The sequence below is a fragment of the Ruegeria sp. HKCCD6647-2 genome, from assembly GCF_057221075.1.
The window spans coordinates 16,461-32,711 of record NZ_JBWVBD010000007.1; the positions used below are offsets into that span (position 1 = coordinate 16,461).

Below are 16,251 nucleotides of genomic sequence, written 5' to 3' on the forward strand. Positions count from 1 at the left end.
GGCCCGGTCAGGAGGCCCGCGTTGCGCGACTTATCGAACCTGCCAATTCCAAGATTGTCCCTGTGGCTGACGCATGCAGGGATGCTGGCCGAGCAAGTTCTTCGGGCATTCTGGCCCCTTTTTTCAATCCTGATGGCCATAATGGCCGCGCTTATGCTGGGTCTTCAGGACTTAGTTAACGTCGAAACCGTCTGGATTGCCGGTATTTTGGCGCTTTTGGGTTTGCTGGCGGCAGCCGTAATCGGAGTGCGGCGTCTGCATCTGCCGACGCGGGGCGAAGCCTTGGTTCGATTGGACGAAACCCTGCCAGGACGCCCCATTCAGGCGCTGATGGATGAACAGGCCATCGGTGCGATGGATGCTGATTCGGTCGCGCTGTGGCAGGCTCATCAGGCGCGTATGTCCCAAAGGGCGGCGCAAGCCGAACCCGTCAAGCCGGACCTTAGGCTTGCCGCGCGGGATCCCTATGCGCTGCGATACGCGGCGCTGCTGGCTCTGGTTGTGGCAACGCTGTTTGGATCGATTTGGCGGATTGGTTCAGTTGCGGAAATGACGCCCGGCACTGCGGTCGCAGGGCAAGGTCCGACATGGGAAGGCTGGGTCGAACCACCCCGTTACACGGGCCTGCCGACGCTTTACCTGGCCGATCAGGATGATCCGGTGCTGACGGTCCCCCAGGGAAGCCGGGTCACTTTAAGGTTTTATGGCGAGGTCGGGGCGCACAGTCTGACTGAATCCATTTCAGCGGCAGGCGCCGAGGCAGCGGCCGGTCCGGAACAGGATTTTGTCGCTGAACGTTCTGGTCAGTTGACGATTGATGGTCCTGCTGGTCGGGGCTGGTCGGTTGCCATGGTCTCTGATGCGGCTCCACAGATTTCGGTCGCCGGCACAGCCGAGGCTGAGGCTGGCGGTCAGATGAAACTGCCATTTGCTGCCAGCGACGACTACGGCATTGTCTCTGGCACAGCGCTGATCGAGCTTGATCTGGCGGCGGTGGACCGCCGATATGGATTGAAAACCGAACCTGAACCCCGCGCGGAAATCTCGGTTCAACTGCCGATGCCAATTACCGGCGAACGCACAGATTTCACTGAAGACCTGATTGAAGACTTCTCGCAGCACCCATGGGCACATCTGCCGGTTCGGATCACTTTGATGGCGCAGGATGCGGCTGATCAACAGTCTGCCTCTGAACCATACGCGACCGCGTTGCCCGCGCGACGGTTTTTTGACCCGCTGGCCGCTGCCGTGATCGAACAGCGGCGTGACCTGCTTTGGTCGCGGGAAAATGCGCTGCGCGTATCGCAGGTGTTGCGCGCCGTGTCGCATTTGCCTGAAGATCTGTTCAGATCAGAAACCGCTTACCTGCGGCTGCGGGTCTTGCTGCGCCGCCTGGAGGCGTTCGAGGATTATGGCCTCAAACCCGAACAGCAGGCGGAAATCGCGCAGGCCCTTTGGGATCTGGCGATTCTAATCGAAGAAGGCACTCTGGCCGATGCGCTGGAGCGGATGCGCCGCGCCCAGGAGCGTCTGACCGAAGCGATGAAAAACGGCGCAAGCGACGAAGAAATCGCGGAGTTGATGCAGGAGTTGCGCGAAGCCACGCAGGATTACATGCGACAGCTTCAGAGACTGGCGCAGGAAAACGAATCTGACGAACGCCAACGCGGCCAAAGTGGTGAAACTTTGCAGATGACGCAGGACGACCTGCAACGCATGATGGATCGCATTCAGGAACTGATGGAACAGGGCCGTATGGCCGAGGCGCAGCAGGCGCTGGAAGAGTTCCAGCAGATGATGGAAAACATGCGTGTCACGCAAGGTCAGGGGCAAGGCGGACAGTCCGAAGGCCAGCAGGCGATGGAGGGATTGGCCGAGACTCTGCGCGAACAACAGGGTCTTAGCGATCAGGCATTCCGGGATCTGCAGGAACAGTTCAACCCGGGCGCGCAGGCGGGTGAAAATCAGGGCAACGAGGGTCGCTCGGGTGGTCAGGGCCGCGGTCAGAGTCACGAAGGCCAGGGCGGTCAGGGTCAGGGCTCGGATCAGGCCGGTGACGGTCAGCAGGGTCAGGGATCGCTGGCGGACCGGCAGCAGGCGCTGCGAGAGGAGTTGCGGCGTCAGGAACAGGGCTTGCCGGGTGGCGGGACACCCGAGGGTGAAGCCGCGCGCGAGGCGCTGGGCCGGGCCGGACGGGCCATGGACGAGGCTGAAGACGCTTTGCGCAGCGACGATCTGGCCGAAGCTATTGATCGCCAGTCCGAGGCTATGGAAGCCTTACGCGAAGGGATGCGGTCGCTGGGTGAGGCGCTGGCGCAAAACCAGCAGAACCAGCCGGGGCAGGGCACTCAGGAAGGTGACATGCAAGCCCAGAATCGTGATCCGCTGGGGCGGACGCCGGGTTCGGCCGGGTCCATCTCGACCGACGACAACTTGTTGCAAGGCGAAGACGTATACCGCCGTGCGCGCGAACTGTTGGATGAAATTCGCCGCCGCACCGGCGAATCCGACCGGCCTCAGATCGAACTGGAATACCTGAAAAGGCTGCTTGAGCGGTTCTGAGCGCCTCAGTTCTGAGGCGCCCCGCTGCCGGTTTGAGCCTCAAGCCACAGGCGCGCCTGATCGACCAGTGAGACATAGGACTGCAGCACGGGATCGACCTGCGGTACAGCTTCACTGATCCGGCTTGCATTCCCATAAATCAGGATCAGCACAACACCGATGATCACGATCAGGGCAAAGCCACGCATGAACCCACCGGATCTCCGTTCAGGAGGAGGCGCCGTTTCGGCAGCCTTTGGAGTATCATCGCTGCGCAAACCGGAACTGATCGCCTCGACATCTGGAAGGGCGTCTTTTTGACCGGCATCAGCGGCGGTTTTGGTCGCGGTCGGTCTTTCCGGCTCAACCTTGGGTTCAACCGGCGGGTCGAGCGCCAGATCCGGCTGGCTTTCCAGACTCACGCCTTCCTTGGCACGCAGATCGGCTTCGCGCGCGGCTTCTTCCTTAAGAATATTCGCCACGGCGGGATCAACGTTACTTGTACTCGCGGCCGGCTCCGGGGTTTCTTCAACCTTGGGCTCTTCCGGTTTCGCGGTAGATTCAGCCATGGCTTCTGAAGCGTCCGCAACGGGTTCTTTTGGCTCCTCGGGCACAGGCTCAGCGGTTTCGTGAACCTCTGGCTCGGGCGCCTCGGTTTGTGCTTCCGGGTGCTTGGGCTGAAACCACGTCTGCTCGCAGTTTGAACACTGCACGTCCCGCCCACCTTCGGGGATCACGTCATCCGGAACCTCGTACTGGGCACTGCAATTCGGACATGTAAGTCGCATACTGCCTCCTGGCCTGCCTGTCGGCCTGATACTAGTTTTTTCAGGAATTATATTCCGTTAAACCCTATCAGCAAAGCGTGTTTTCGGTTTCAGGGGGTTAAGTGTCACCAAATGGGACCGGTAGAGGCATTGAAACCACGGCCGCACTAAGGCAAGACAAGCCTCAGAACAAAAGGGGGCAGGCGTGATCGAGCTGGAAAATGTCAGCTACAGCTATGGCGGCGGAGAGCTGTTGAGCGATGTGTCTGTACGTCTGCAACCCGGATCCTTCCATTTTCTGACCGGTCCTTCCGGTGCGGGCAAGACCACGCTGCTCAAGCTTTGCTATGGTGCGTTGCTACCGACGTCAGGGCGTCTCAGCGTGTTCGAAGAAGATGTCGCGCGGCTTGACCGGGACCAGATGGCGCTGCTGCGCCGCCGTATCGGCGTGGTGCATCAGGATTGCCGGTTTCTGGATCACATGACGCTGGCCGAAAACGTGTCATTGCCGATGATGGTGTCTGGACGCGCGGCCGAGGCCGAGCAGAACAACCTGACCGAGCTTTTGAACTGGGTAGGGCTGGGCGCGCGGCTTGAGGCCCGTCCCCCCGAGCTGTCTGGCGGTGAGCGCCAGCGTGCGGCGCTGGCACGCGCGGTCATTCTGTCGCCCGACGTAGTGTTGGCGGATGAACCCACGGGCAATGTCGACTGGGAGATGTCCCAGCGTCTGCTACGCCTTTTGATCGAGCTGAACCGAATGGGAAAAACCGTCCTGATCGCCACGCATGACCTGAGCCTGATCCGAGCTGCCAAAAGCCAGGTTCAGGCGCGTGTTCTGCGCATCTCGCAGCGCAGACTGCACCTTGCGGGGGCCGATCTATGAGCAAGGGAGACATCCGCGGCATGTTGCGCCGGGACAGGCGTGCGGACCGGGTCGTCCCACCAACCGGGTTCACCGCGCATCTGACCCTGTTCGTGTCGGGCGCCATGGCTTTCCTCGCGGTCTTTGCGCTGGCCCTGTCGCTTGCTTCGGGACGATTGGCCGATCGCTGGGCTTCAGAACTTGCGGGGGCTGCAACCCTGCGGATCAACGCCCCGGCCGAGCAGCAGGCCGCGCAGACCGCGGCGGCCCTGACCGTGCTGAGTCAGACGCCCGGTGTGGCATCGGCCCGCGCGTTGACGACCGAGGAACAGGCGGCTTTATTGACGCCGTGGTTTGGCCCTGACCTGCCGCTGGACACTTTGCCTGTCCCGCAGTTGATTGAAATCACCATTGGTGAACCTGGCTTGGATGCGACTGGCCTGCGCCTGCGGTTGGGGGCCGAAGTCCCTGGCGCAGTGTTGGACGACCATTCCAGATGGCGTGAGCCCTTGGTTGATGCCGCGACCTCGCTTAGGCGGCTCGGGTGGGTGTCAATTCTTTTGATCGGTGGCGCCACAGCGGCAATGATCACGCTAGCGGCCAATGCCTCTCTTGCCGCCAATGCGCAGATCATCGAGGTATTGCGTCTGGTTGGTGCTCAGGACCGTTTCATCGCCGGTGCTTTTGTTCGCAGGTTCACATTCCGGGCATTGTTCGGGGCTGCCATCGGAACTTTGCTGGGCATGTCCGGCGTGCTGTTGCTGCCCGAAGCGTCGGACGAAGGCGGTTTTCTGACCGGCCTGGGCTTTCAGGGGTTTGGATGGTTGTTGCCCGCGCTGATCCCACTATTGGGCGCGACCGTTGCATTTCTGGCGACCTGGTCCGCAGCCCGTCGCAAGTTGAAGGAGCTTTCTTGATGGCCATGGCCCTGCAATGGATACGGTCCCTGATCTTCATGATCACGATCTATGCCTGGATGCTGATCCTTGGGCTGATCTTTGCTCCTTACGCGCTGTTTTCCAAACGCGGCGCGCTGCGGGCCTGCAAGACCTACGCACGAACAACGCGGTGGCTGGCGCGCTGGATGGTGGACATCCATACCGAGGTTCGCGGAGCCATTCCAACGGGCGAAGTTGTGATCGGCGCCAAGCACCAATCCTTTCTGGACATCATCATCATTTTCGACGCCATCCCCCACGGCAAGTTCATCATGAAACGTGAACTCCTCTGGACCCCCGTTATCGGTATGTATGCACGCAGGTTGGGCTGCATCCCGGTTGATCGCGGCAAAAAGGGTGTTGCCGTTGCCAAGATGGTCAAGGATGTTGCACGCGAATTCTCGGAACCCGGTCAGCTGGTGATTTATCCGCAGGGCACACGCGTCGCACCGGGGGCCCACAAACCCTACAAGGTCGGAACCGCGGTCTTGTACGAAGGTCTGGGTTATCCTTGTATTCCGGCGGCCACGAACGCGGGCGTTTTCTGGCCTCGTACAGGTATTCTGCGCAAGCCTGGCCGGGCTATAGTCGAGTTCCTGAACCCAATTGAACCGGGCGTTGAGCGCAAGGATTTTCTGGGTCGTCTGGAGCAGGATATCGAGACACGATCGAATGAATTGATGCGGGAAGTGGGGTTTGATCCGGATGGAGTACATTGAAGACATCGCGGCACTCGAAGCGCTTTATGGCACACCGGGTGCTCCGGCCATCCGCAAGGTCTCGCACCGGCTGACACCGCTCTACCGCCAGTGGATCATGGCATCGCGCCTGTGCGTGCTGAGCACCGTCGGACCGGAGGGCGTCGATGGCAGTCCGCGTGGCGATGATGGTCCGGTGGTAGTCGAACTTGATCCCGGAACGCTGGCGATGCCGGATTGGCGGGGCAACAACCGGCTGGACAGTTTGCGAAACATCGTCCGCGACCCACGCGTGTCACTGATGTTTCTGGTGCCGGGGTCCAATACTGTGGTGCGCCTGAACGGATCCGCCCGATTGACCGCGGACGTGGCGCTCCGCTCTCAATTCGAAAAACAGGGCAAACGCCCAGCGACGGTCATCATCGTCGAAATCGGCGAAATCTACACACAATGCGCCCGAGCGCTCATGCGCGCACGTACGTGGGTCAGCGGCGACGAAAGTGCCGAGCTGCCCAGCGCCGGGTCCATTCTGGCCGAAATGACGAAAGGCGAAGAAGGCGGGGATCGTTATGACACGGAATGGGGCGCGCGGGCGGCCAAAACCTTGTGGTAACAGCCCTGTGACTCCTCCGCGCCGCTCGTGAAGAACCTCGGCCGAAGAAATCTATAAGTATCCGATCTTCATCTGGCCGAAAATATCCCGGAGCGCGAGGCAGAGCCTCGCTTCCTCCGGTTCGGTCTTGCGGCAGTTTACGAATGAATCGGCCCGTCGCCACACGCCAACGCGGCCTCGCGGACCGCCTCGGAATAGGTCGGGTGGGCATGGCAGGTAAGGGCCAGATCTTCTGCCGAAGCACCGAATTCCATCGCTACGCAAACCTCGTGAATCAGATCACCGGCCGCCGGGCCGATGATATGCGCACCTAGGATTCGGTCGGTTTCCTTGTCGGCGAGAATTTTCACGAAACCGTCTGCGGCAAAGTTTGCCTTGGCACGGCCATTGCCCATGAACATGAATTTACCGACCTTGTAGGCACGACCCTCAGCCTTGAGCGTCTCCTCGGTCTCGCCCACATTGGCAACTTCGGGCCAGGTATAGATCACACCTGGAATGACGCCGTAATTCACGTGGCCATGCTTGCCCGCAACCTGCTCGGCAGCAGCCATTCCTTCATCTTCGGCCTTGTGGGCCAGCATCGGGCCTTCGGTGACGTCGCCGATGGCATAGATGCCCGGGATATTGGTCTGCCAGTCAGAACCCACCTTGATCTGCCCCTGCGGCGTCATTTCGACGCCCAGTGCCTCCAAACCCAGACCATCGGAATAGGGCCTGCGACCGGTGGCAACCAGTACCGTGTCGGCGTCGATCACATGCTCGCTGTCATCTTTGCGCAGCTTATACGTCACCTTGGCCTTGGTCTTGGTGGCTTCGGTCTTTTGCACTGCCGCGCCCATGACGAACTTCAAGCCCTGCTTTTTGAGGATCCGCTGGAAGGTCTTCTGAACCTCGGGATCCATTCCGGGCGTGATGACATCCAGGAATTCGATCACAGTCACGTCGGCGCCCAGACGCTGATAAACCGAGCCCAGCTCCAATCCGATCACACCTGCACCGATGACCACCATCTTTTTCGGGATCTTGCCCAGCGACAACGCACCGGTCGAGGTCACAACGACCTTTTCGTCAACCACAACACCTGGCAGCGATGCGGGCTCGGACCCGGATGCGACAATGATGTTCTTGGCCTCGTGCACTTCATCGCCGACCTGCACCTTACCTGCGGCGGGAATCGAGCCCCAGCCCTTTAGCCAGTCGATCTTGTTCTTTTTGAACAGAAACTCGATGCCCTTGGTGTTGCCCTCGATCGTTTCTTCCTTATAGGCCTGCATCTGCTTCCAATCGACCGAGGGGCTTTTGCCCTTCAGGCCCATCTTGGCAAAGTTGTGCTCGGCCTCATGCAGTTGATGGCTGGCATGCAGCAACGCCTTCGAAGGGATACACCCTACGTTCAAACAGGTGCCGCCCAGCGTGTCGCGCCCTTCGACCACGGCAGTTTTCAGGCCCAGTTGCGCGCAGCGGATGGCGCAGACATAGCCGCCTGGACCGGCGCCGATTACGATGACGTCATAATTTGCCATTTTGTTCTCCTAAAACCCGAGGAGTTTATTGTTAAACAGGCAACCTAAAAGATTTAGATGGCCAGGAATTCTGTCTAAACCGGCTCCAGCACCTTGATCTGAATATGGGCAACGCCACCGCGTTCGTGGTGCATGGCCAGTTCCTCAGATTCGATGAAGCTCTCGGCCCGGTCTAGATCCGTGATCTCGAACAGCGCCACTGCATGATCTTTTTGATCCGGGTCCTTCCAGATGTGGAGATCGCGTATACCCGCGGCCTCCCGCATCTTCTTGTCTTCTTTGAACACTTTCAGCCAGACATCGAAATCGGCCACATCGGCCTGCCAGAGTACATGAGTCGCCATGATCACAGATCCATCAGCAGACGGCGCGGGTCTTCCAACGCCTCTTTAACGCGAACAAGGAAGGTCACAGCACCTTTGCCATCAACAATCCGGTGGTCATAGGAAAGCGCCAGATACATCATCGGGCGGATCTTGATCTCACCATTGATGACCATCGGACGGTCCTGGATCTTGTGCATACCCAGAATACCCGATTGCGGGGGATTCAGGATGGGCGAGGACATCAATGAGCCATAGACGCCACCGTTCGAGATGGTGAAGGTGCCGCCCTGCATCTCGGCCATGCTCAGTTTGCCGTCGCGGGCGCGCTTGCCTTTCTCGGCGATGGCCTTTTCGATCGCGGCAAAAGACATGCTGTCAGCATCACGGATAACCGGAACCACAAGACCTTGCGGCGTACCGGCGGCAACGCCCATATGCACGAAGTTCTTGTAGACGATGTCGTTGCCGTCGATCTCGGCATTCACCTCGGGTACTTCTTTCAGCGCGTGGCAGCAGGCCTTGGTGAAGAAGGACATGAAACCCAAACGCACGCCATGCTTCTTCTCGAACTGTTCCTTGTACTGATTACGCAGTGCCATCACCTCGGTCATGTCCACCTCGTTATAGGTGGTCAGGATGGCGGCGGTGTTCTGCGCGTCCTTCAGGCGCTTGGCGATAGTCTGGCGCAGGCGGGTCATGCGGACCCGTTCTTCGCGGGCCTCATCTTCGGCGGCGACAGGCGCGCGCGGGGCCTGGGCAGCGGGGGCGGGCACAGCCGCCGCAGGCGCTGGGGCCGATGCCGTTGCAACCGCGCGGGCCACGTCTTCCTTCATGATCCGGCCATCGCGCCCTGTTCCTGTAACCTGATCGGCGGTCAGTCCGGTCTCGGCCATGGCTTTTTCCGCGGATGGCGCATTTGATACGTCCTTGCCGGTGCCTGCTGCCACCGCAGGAGCTGCCACCGCGGCAGCGACCGGAGTGGCAGCGGCACCCGCTGCCGAGCCCGAGATCACCGCGAGCTTGGCGCTGGCATTCACGGTTGCACCCTCCGGGGCCGTGATTTCGGCCAGAACACCGGCAGCTGGTGCGGGAACTTCGACGGAAACCTTGTCGGTTTCCAGCTCGCACAGCATCTCATCCTGGGCAACGCTGTCGCCCACCTGTTTGAACCAGGTCGAAACAGTAGCTTCCGTGACGGATTCGCCCAGCGTTGGCACCATCACGTCAACGCTGCCCCCCGCCGCAGCCGGGGCCGCAGCCGGCTCTGCCGCCGGTGCAGGGGCCGGGGCAGCGCCCTCGCCTGCTGCAATGGTGGCCAGCAATGCGTCGACGCCTACGGTTTGCCCTTCGGCGGCGACAATCTCGCCCATCACACCCGCGGCAGGTGAAGGTACTTCGACCGTGACCTTGTCGGTCTCAAGCTCACAGAGCATCTCGTCCACGGCTACAGCGTCGCCGGGTTTCTTGAACCATGTCGCAACCGTGGCTTCGGTGACCGACTCGCCAAGCGTGGGAACTCGAACTTCAATCGTCATCGCTTACTTTCCTTCGATGCTCAGCGCTTCGTTCACGAGCGCCTCTTGTTGGGCTTTATGTTGGCTGGCCAGGCCCGTTGCGGGCGAAGCCGAGGTTGCGCGACCGGCATAGACCGGACGCTTGTGTTTCGCGCCGATCCGGGTGAGAACCCACTCGATATTGGGTTCAATAAAGGACCACGCTCCCTGGTTCTTGGGTTCTTCCTGACACCAGACCACTTCGGCTTGCTTGAAGCGCTCAAGCTCGTTGATCAGTGAATGGGCCGGGAAGGGGTAATACTGCTCGATCCGCATCAAATAGACATCGTCGATGCCTCGTGCATCGCGTTCCTCCAGCAGGTCGAAATAGACCTTGCCGGAACACATCACCACGCGCTTGATCTTGTCGTCCTTGACCAGCTTGGTGTCCGAGTTGCCTTTTTGTGCGTCGTCCCACAGCACCCGGTGGAAGCTGGAGCCGGTTGTGAAATCTTCGGCATTGCTGACTGCCAGCTTGTGGCGCAGAAGCGACTTTGGCGTTACCAGAATCAAGGGCTTGCGGAACGTGCGGTGCAACTGACGGCGCAGGATGTGGAAATAGTTCGCGGGCGTCGTACAATTGGCGACAATCCAGTTGTCCTGACCGCACATCTGCAGGAACCGTTCCAGTCGCGCCGAGGAGTGCTCGGGCCCCTGGCCTTCGAACCCGTGCGGCAGCAGGCAGACCAGACCGGACATGCGCAGCCATTTGCTTTCGCCCGAGCTGATGAACTGGTCGAACATGATCTGCGCGCCATTGGCGAAATCGCCGAACTGTGCCTCCCATAGAACCAGCGCATTGGGTTCTGCCAGCGAGTAGCCGTATTCAAAGCCCAGCACCGCATATTCCGACAGCATCGAATCAATCACTTCATAGTTCGACTGCCCGGCGCGGATGTTGTTCAGCGGATAGTACCGCTCTTCCGTTTCCTGATGGACAAAGCCGGAGTGGCGCTGGCTGAACGTACCGCGCGTTGCGTCCTGACCGGACAATCGCACCGGATAACCTTCGGTCAGCAAGGACCCGAAGGCCAGCGCCTCGCCGGTGGCCCAGTCGAACCCGGTGCCCGAGTCGAACATCTGCTTCTTGTGATCCAGCAGGCGGGCGACGGTTTTGTGCATCGCAATGTCTTGCGGAGCGTGTGTCAGGGCATTGCCGATCTCGGCCAGTGTCTCGGGCGAGATCGCGGTTTCGCCGCGGACGTATTCCTCTTTGTTCTTGTCCAGATGAGACCAGCGCCCGTCCAGCCAGTCGGCTTTGTTGGGTTTGTAGTCCTTTCCGGCATCGAACTCGGTGTTCAGATGCGCCTGGAAGGCCGCTTTCATGTCCTCGATCTCGCCCTCGGGGATCAGCCCGTCCTTGACCAGCCGCTCGGTATAGAGGCTGAGCGTGGTCTTATGGGTTTTGATCTTTTTGTACATGATCGGGTTGGTGAACATGGGCTCGTCGCCCTCGTTATGACCGAACCGGCGATAGCAGAAGATATCGATGACCACATCCTTGTGGAACTTCTGACGGAATTCGGTCGCCACCTTGGCCGCGTGGACCACCGCCTCGGGGTCATCGCCGTTCACGTGGAAGATCGGTGCTTCGACCATCAGCGCAATGTCAGTCGGATAGGGTGACGAGCGACTAAAGTGCGGTGCGGTCGTGAACCCGATCTGGTTGTTCACCACGATATGCATCGTGCCGCCGGTCTTGTGCCCCTTCAGGCCCGACAGGCCGAACCCTTCGGCCACGACGCCCTGACCGGCAAAGGCCGCGTCACCGTGCAGCAGGATACCCATCACCTTGGTGCGATCGGCGTCGTTCAACTGATCCTGCTTGGCGCGGACCTTGCCCAGCACAACCGGGTTCACCGCCTCGAGATGCGAGGGGTTCGCGGTCAGCGAAAGGTGCACGCTGTTGCCGTCGAACTCACGGTCGCTGGAGGCCCCGAGATGATACTTCACGTCGCCCGAGCCATCCACGTCCTCGGGTTTGAAGCTGCCACCTTGGAATTCGTTGAATATGGCGCGGTAGGGTTTGCCCATGACGTTGGCCAGAATGTTCAGTCGACCCCGGTGCGGCATGCCGATGACGATGTCGCTGACACCCAGCGCGCCGCCGCGCTTGATGATCTGCTCCATCGCCGGGATCAGGCTTTCACCGCCGTCCAGACCGAACCGCTTGGTGCCCATGTATTTCACATGCAGGAACTTCTCGAAGCCCTCGGCCTCGACCATCTTGTTCAGAATGGCCTTTCGGCCCTCCTTGGTGAACTGGATTTCCTTGCCGTAGCCTTCAATCCGTTCCTTCAGCCAAGCGGCCTGTTCCGGGTCCGATATATGCATGTATTGCAGCGCGAAGGTGCCGCAATAGGTTCGCTTTACGATCTCGACGATCTGCCGCATCGAGGCCATCTGCAGCCCCAGCACGTTATCGATGAAGATCGGACGATCCATGTCGGCATCGGTGAACCCATAGGTCTTGGGGTCCAGTTCCGGGTGCGTGCTGGCAGCGCGCATGCCAAGCGGGTCCAGATCGGCGGCCAGATGGCCCCGGATCCGGTAGGCCCGGATCAGCATCAGTGCCCGCAGGCTGTCCAGAACCGCGCGTTTGATCTGGTCGTCGCTGACCTCGACACCTTTGGCCTCGGCCTTCTCCTTGATCTTCTTGCCTGCCGCCTTGGCGTCAATCTCGGCCCATTCCCCGGTCAGCGCGCCGGTCAGATCGTCGGCGGGCATCGGCGGCCAGTCGGTGCGGGCCCAGGATGGCCCTTCGGCCTCTTTCTGCACGTCCGGCGTGGCGTCGCCCATCGCCTGGAAGAACTCGGCCCAGGCGGCATCTACTGCACCCGGATTCTTGGTGTACTGGGCATAAAGCTGCTCCAGATATTCGGCATTGTGTCCTTGCATGAAGCTTGAAGCATGAAAGGCGGAGTTGGGCGTGTGTTCGGTCATTGGGCTACCTCTGTTGGGTTGGGACCGTATTGATTGGTGCCTGGTTGGCTGGGGCGTGCGAGCCACCATAGAACCAGGAGGGGCGACACAAACAAAACCAGCAGTGTCGGAATTACGATAAGCAAAGTGGCGCGTGTCAGCAAAATATCCATTGTTCCACCGTGAAATTGGCTGGCGATACCGATGCCAAAGACGAGAACTGCAAATGCTCCGACGATCAGCAGGATCGGCAGCAGGGCGTAAAGCCCACTGCGCCCCGTATCGTGCATCCGCCGGAAGGCCACGGCCAGATGAGGGATAAACACGATCAGTGCCACGATGCTCTGAACCGGTTGCGAGGACGTAGCCGCAACAGATTTGACCTCATCCGTTTGCGCGACCGAGACCTGAGTGAAGAACCGCCAGTCGATGATCCCGGCGATAAAGCTCCAGATCACGATGAACAGGAAAAAGAACCAGTATTCAGGCCGCGAGGCGCGACCTGAGAAGGTGAAGAACTTGGAGAAACAGGTGCGGATGGCGTCAGAGAAGGTCATGCGATCGCCCCCGATGGGTCTGGCCCGTACTCGTTAGGGCCCGGCTCCGAAGGGGTCGTACCCCACAAAACGACTACGATCAGTGCGAGTATCGAAATCACAAGTTGCGGTATCCCCAGTAGGATCGCAACGACTAGGGCCAATGGTATCGAGATCAGACCCAACAAACCTGCGAAGAAAGAAAATGCTGGTCCGAAGAAGAAAGCTAGGAATAGAGCCAACCAAGCGTACCAGCCCGGGTATCCGATATCATGTACCCGGCGCGTCAGAACAGCTGCAAACGGAACAAGGAGTATAAGGGAAACAACGAGGCTAAGGACACCTGGGCCATACTTGATAACAATCGAAACCTCTTGTGTCTCTTCTCCCGTCAGCAGATCGGTTGTTGTGGTCACACTCTGATATGCAGTCGGATCAAGAACCGCTAAATCGACGAACAGTGCGCCTGCAATCATCACCAATATCGGAACAGCATACTTCCAGTATTCCGAGCGGGACGCCCGCCCGGAAAACGATAGAAGTTCTTTGATACTGGTCAACATAACTACAGGCTGTTCCGCTTACCCAATCGCTTCCAGCACAGCCTCACCCAACTGGGCAGGGCTTTCGGCCACGACGATACCGGCCGAGCGCATGGCTTCGATCTTGTCCTCGGCACCGCCCTTGCCGCCGGCGACAATCGCGCCCGCGTGGCCCATGCGACGGCCCGGAGGGGCTGTGCGGCCTGCGATGAAACCGGCGGTCGGCTTTTTACGACCCTTCTTGGCCTCATCCGCCAGGAACTGCGCGGCTTCTTCCTCGGCCGAGCCACCGATCTCACCGATCATGATGATGGATTCGGTCTCGTCATCGGCCAGGAACCATTCCAGCACGTCGATATGCTCGGTGCCTTTGATCGGGTCGCCGCCGATGCCCACACAGGTGGACTGACCCAGACCCACATCGGTGGTCTGCTTGACGGCCTCATAGGTCAGGGTGCCGGAACGGGACACAACACCGACCGAGCCACGCTTGTGGATGTGGCCGGGCATGATGCCGATCTTGCAGGCGTCAGGCGTAATCACACCGGGGCAGTTCGGGCCGATCAGGCGTGATTTGCTGCCTTCCAGCGCGCGCTTCACTTTCATCATGTCCAGCACCGGGATGCCTTCGGTGATGCAGACGATCACTTCCATCTCGGCATCAATCGCTTCGAGGATCGAGTCAGCCGCAAAGGGCGGCGGCACGTAGATCACCGAGGCGTTGGCTTCGGTCACCGCCTTGGCCTCGTGGACCGAGTTGAACACGGGCAGGTCAAGATGGGTCATCCCGCCTTTGCCGGGGGTCACGCCGCCGACCATCTTGGTGCCATAGGCGATGGCCTGTTCGCTGTGGAATGTGCCTTGCGAGCCGGTAAAGCCCTGACAGATGACCTTGGTGTTTTCGTCGATGAGGACTGCCATTTTGTCCCTTTCTCTAGGCGGTGTTGGATTGATGGGGTTCAGCCGCTGGCAGAACCTGCGGCGCATAGGTGATTTTTTCGAGCGTGGCGCGTCCCAGCGCCAGATTGGTGATCGTGCGGAGGCCGCTGCTGATTTCAGCGATGCCCCGACGGACTTTTTGCCGGATCAGAGGCCAACCGGTCGGGCGATGGCGCGGTGCGCCCATCTGCACTTCACCGGGGGCCTCGTTGCCCTGTTCGACCATCGCGGGGATCACCTGATAGATGTTGACCTGCCGCGCCGCCGCCGAGGCGGACGGGTTGAACAGCAAACCGTCAAGTGTGATGTCATAGGGCTTTTGCGCCAGGAAATGCTCCGCCGCCTCGCGGGTCAATGCATAGGCCGCGCCGCCCGGATTGCGCGAGCGCATCAGGCGCAGCTCTCGCCCCAGATGGGACAGCCGTTCGCGCCCAAGCGCCACGTACAGCTTGCTGCTGCGCCAGCGTTCGAACCGCACGATATCCGCATCCGCTGGCCACCAGGAGGGATCGTTCAGCCAGTCCGCCAGTTCAGACGTCAGGAATACGTCATCCTCAAGGATCAACGCCTGTTCAGCCCCCGAGGCAATGACGGCCTCCCACGCTTTGGCATGGCTGAGCGTACAGGCCATGTCCTTGGTGTGGAAATATCCCCACGGTCCCTCGGCCTTGCACTCGCGCAGAAAATCCTCACGGGTGGCGGCATCGCAGTCGACAGCATTGACGCGCGTCGCCGACAGGCCTGCTTTTTGCAGCTCCTGCTCCATCAAACGCGTCCGCCCGGTGGCGCGTTCAAGACCTATGAGGAAGATGGGGATGGTCATGGGGTTTGGTTTTCCAGAAAGATCAGACAGTCCACACCCAATGCAATCTGCTCTGCGAGCCGGTAAAGCCCTGACAGATCACTTTGGTATTTTCGTCGATGAGGACTGCCATTTGGCGTTCTCCTTTATTGGGTTCCTGAGGGCGAGCCTATTCGCCGTAAATTAGCGACGGGACTCTTCCCTGCGGCACTGGTTGTGAAATCAGAAACACGTTGCTTGTCGTGCTCCCCATGTCTTTTGCGTCGTGTGTGAGAAGGCTACCGTTTGGAAGCTGGATAGCGTATTCGAACCTTTCGGATGGAAACTCTTCTTCAGTTCCTGAGCCCACAGTCGAGAGGGCTGCTTTCAAAATAGCATTCCCAATGACTGACGGAGGCTCGGAGCTGATCGCTCTAATACCGCAGACCTCGACGTCAGACGCACCTGGGAGGCTCTGAAGGCCGACAATTATCTCGCTATTCGGCACGACATATACTGAACGAATTTGACCTAGATCCCTTGAGGAATTCAACGAAGCAGCCCGTGCGTTACTTTGAAAATCACTGAAATCGGGCAAGCTTGCCAGACAAGTGCTTGAGAACGAATTGGCCGCTTCTTGCGCAACGTTTCCTCCGGATGAAAGCCTTGAAGGGCTTTCATCACAAGCAGAGATCAAAGCGCCCGCG

14 protein-coding genes are annotated in these 16,251 nt (G+C 59.8%); 5 read left to right on the forward strand and 9 right to left on the reverse strand.

The window, feature by feature from the left end; translation table 11 throughout:
* Positions 1–21 precede the first annotated feature (21 nt).
* Positions 22–2,562: a TIGR02302 family protein gene (locus AC2TDJ_RS17830; protein WP_480844027.1), complete on the forward strand. Its 2,541-nt coding sequence runs from the start codon at positions 22–24 to the stop codon at positions 2,560–2,562.
* 5 nt (positions 2,563–2,567) lie between these two features.
* Here AC2TDJ_RS17830 and AC2TDJ_RS17835 read toward each other — a convergent pair whose 3' ends face one another.
* Positions 2,568–3,329 (reverse strand): zinc-ribbon domain-containing protein, encoded by a 762-nt coding sequence (locus AC2TDJ_RS17835; protein WP_480844028.1) that lies wholly within the window; start codon positions 3,327–3,329, stop codon positions 2,568–2,570.
* A gap of 184 nt (positions 3,330–3,513) precedes the next feature.
* Between AC2TDJ_RS17835 and AC2TDJ_RS17840 the strand changes: the two genes are divergently transcribed.
* Genes AC2TDJ_RS17840 through AC2TDJ_RS17855 form a run of 4 tightly spaced genes read left to right on the forward strand, consistent with a single transcriptional unit; the run spans position 3,514 to position 6,419 of the window.
* The gene (locus tag AC2TDJ_RS17840) at positions 3,514–4,191 is read left to right on the forward strand and encodes a cell division ATP-binding protein FtsE (RefSeq protein ID WP_480844029.1); all 678 of its coding nucleotides are present in this window, start codon (positions 3,514–3,516) and stop codon (positions 4,189–4,191) included.
* Positions 4,188–5,087 (forward strand): cell division protein FtsX, encoded by a 900-nt coding sequence (locus AC2TDJ_RS17845; protein WP_480844030.1) that lies wholly within the window; start codon positions 4,188–4,190, stop codon positions 5,085–5,087. The genes AC2TDJ_RS17840 and AC2TDJ_RS17845 overlap by 4 nt, the downstream gene beginning before the upstream one ends.
* Positions 5,087–5,827 carry a lysophospholipid acyltransferase family protein gene (locus AC2TDJ_RS17850; protein WP_480844031.1) on the forward strand — a complete coding sequence of 247 codons (741 nt, stop codon included), beginning with the start codon at positions 5,087–5,089 and terminating at the stop codon, positions 5,825–5,827. Before AC2TDJ_RS17845 ends, AC2TDJ_RS17850 begins: the two co-directional genes overlap by 1 nt.
* The gene (locus AC2TDJ_RS17855) at positions 5,814–6,419 is read left to right on the forward strand and encodes a pyridoxamine 5'-phosphate oxidase family protein (RefSeq protein ID WP_480844032.1); all 606 of its coding nucleotides are present in this window, start codon (positions 5,814–5,816) and stop codon (positions 6,417–6,419) included. The genes AC2TDJ_RS17850 and AC2TDJ_RS17855 overlap by 14 nt, the downstream gene beginning before the upstream one ends.
* A 137-nt stretch (positions 6,420–6,556) precedes the next feature.
* On the opposite strand, the gene lpdA is transcribed toward AC2TDJ_RS17855, so the two are convergent.
* From lpdA to AC2TDJ_RS17895, 8 genes are all read right to left on the reverse strand, one after another.
* Positions 6,557–7,945 carry a dihydrolipoyl dehydrogenase gene (gene lpdA / locus AC2TDJ_RS17860; RefSeq protein ID WP_480844033.1) on the reverse strand — a complete coding sequence of 463 codons (1,389 nt, stop codon included), beginning with the start codon at positions 7,943–7,945 and terminating at the stop codon, positions 6,557–6,559.
* Positions 7,946–8,019: 74 nt separating this feature from the next.
* Positions 8,020–8,289, reverse strand: a complete 270-nt coding sequence (locus AC2TDJ_RS17865; RefSeq protein WP_480844034.1) for a hypothetical protein — start codon at positions 8,287–8,289, stop codon at positions 8,020–8,022.
* Positions 8,290–8,291: 2 nt separating this feature from the next.
* On the reverse strand, positions 8,292–9,806 hold the full coding sequence (odhB, locus tag AC2TDJ_RS17870; RefSeq protein ID WP_480844035.1) for a 2-oxoglutarate dehydrogenase complex dihydrolipoyllysine-residue succinyltransferase: 1,515 nt from the start codon (positions 9,804–9,806) through the stop codon (positions 8,292–8,294).
* 3 nt (positions 9,807–9,809) lie between these two features.
* The gene (locus tag AC2TDJ_RS17875; protein ID WP_480844036.1) at positions 9,810–12,767 is read right to left on the reverse strand and encodes a 2-oxoglutarate dehydrogenase E1 component; all 2,958 of its coding nucleotides are present in this window, start codon (positions 12,765–12,767) and stop codon (positions 9,810–9,812) included.
* Positions 12,764–13,303: a DUF805 domain-containing protein gene (locus AC2TDJ_RS17880; protein ID WP_480844037.1), complete on the reverse strand. Its 540-nt coding sequence runs from the start codon at positions 13,301–13,303 to the stop codon at positions 12,764–12,766. The genes AC2TDJ_RS17875 and AC2TDJ_RS17880 overlap by 4 nt, the downstream gene beginning before the upstream one ends.
* Positions 13,300–13,845, reverse strand: a complete 546-nt coding sequence (locus AC2TDJ_RS17885; protein ID WP_480844038.1) for a DUF805 domain-containing protein — start codon at positions 13,843–13,845, stop codon at positions 13,300–13,302. The genes AC2TDJ_RS17880 and AC2TDJ_RS17885 overlap by 4 nt, the downstream gene beginning before the upstream one ends.
* Before the next feature lie 18 nt (positions 13,846–13,863).
* On the reverse strand, positions 13,864–14,745 hold the full coding sequence (gene sucD / locus AC2TDJ_RS17890) for a succinate--CoA ligase subunit alpha (protein WP_480844039.1): 882 nt from the start codon (positions 14,743–14,745) through the stop codon (positions 13,864–13,866).
* Between the two features lie 13 nt (positions 14,746–14,758).
* The gene (locus AC2TDJ_RS17895; RefSeq protein ID WP_480844040.1) at positions 14,759–15,586 is read right to left on the reverse strand and encodes a glycosyltransferase family 25 protein; all 828 of its coding nucleotides are present in this window, start codon (positions 15,584–15,586) and stop codon (positions 14,759–14,761) included.
* Positions 15,587–16,251 lie beyond the last annotated feature (665 nt).